At 38.2% G+C, this 702-nt stretch carries 1 protein-coding gene; it reads left to right on the top strand.

Annotation, left to right across the window (positions count from 1 at the left end; all coding sequences use genetic code 11):
* Nucleotides 1-67: 67 nt before the first annotated feature.
* Nucleotides 68-702: acyl-CoA dehydrogenase family protein (locus AC1DTM_RS30185; RefSeq protein ID WP_477001673.1), on the top strand; the 635-nt coding region annotated here is incomplete at its 3' end.

Raw genomic sequence — 702 nt, 5'->3', positions numbered from 1 at the left:
ATATTCCACTCATCGTAGACGAGCATATGCAAAAAGCAATGAAGGCCGAAATGATAGGGGGATTCAGATGGAGAAAACGAAGTTACCATGGGATGAATTTTTTTCACTCAATAAAGATGTGAATAATACTTTCTTTACACCAGAAGATTTTTCAGGGGATGAAGATTTAATTGCAAAAACGACAGAACAATTCGTTAAACAAGAAATTGTCCCACAAATGGAGAATATTGAACAACATAACTATAAAGTTTCTCGTCAATTATTTGAGAAAGCTGGGGAACTTGGATTATTAGGCATTGAGGTACCAGAAGATTATGGTGGATTCGAGTTAGGAAAGGCTGTCTCAGGTCTTGTAGCAGAGAAAATGGGTTACGCTGGTGCATTTAGCGTTTCTTTTAATATACACGCCGGTGTAGGTACATTGCCTTACATATATTACGGAACGAAAGAACAGAAAGAAAAATATTTACCGAAAATCGCATCGGGAGAATGGATTGGGGCTTATGCTTTAACTGAGCCAAATGCTGGTTCTGATGCATTAAGTGCAAAAACGAGTGCAGTATTGAATGAAGAGGGTACTGCTTGGAAGTTGAATGGTGAGAAGCAGTGGATTACAAATGCTCATATGGCAGACGTATATGTTGTTTTTGCGAAGACAAATAAAGGAATGACAGCGTTTATTGTCGAAAGAACATGTGAAGG

Source organism: Bacillus sp. P4_D3 (assembly GCF_056401855.1).
Note: the sequence above shows the minus strand (reverse complement) of the source record. Positions and strands in the feature narration are given on the sequence as shown.